This window comes from uncultured Pelagimonas sp., assembly GCF_947498515.1.
Classification (GTDB): domain Bacteria; phylum Pseudomonadota; class Alphaproteobacteria; order Rhodobacterales; family Rhodobacteraceae; genus Pelagimonas.
On record NZ_CANMKO010000041.1, the window covers coordinates 1 to 258 of the forward strand.

A 258-nucleotide genomic window follows, 5' to 3' on the forward strand; every position below is an offset into this window, starting at 1 on the left:
GTGACCAAATCCACTGTGCCCGTCGGCACCAATCGCCAGGTCAAGCAAACCATCGCCAAGGCCAATCCTGACCTCGAATTCGATGTCGCCAGCAACCCGGAATTCCTGCGTGAAGGGGCGGCGATTGATGATTTCATGAAGCCCGACCGCGTGGTCGTCGGCGTTCAAAACGAGCGCGCCACCGACGTTATGGCCGAGATTTACCGCCCGCTTTATCTTCGTGAATTTCCGATTGTGACGACCGATTTGGAAAGCGCC

The 258-nt window shown here is 57.0% G+C and carries 1 pseudogene; it reads left to right on the forward strand.

From position 1 onward, the window contains the following. Positions 1 to 258: pseudogene (locus tag Q1A43_RS22430) on the forward strand (UDP-glucose 6-dehydrogenase); the annotation flags it as partial.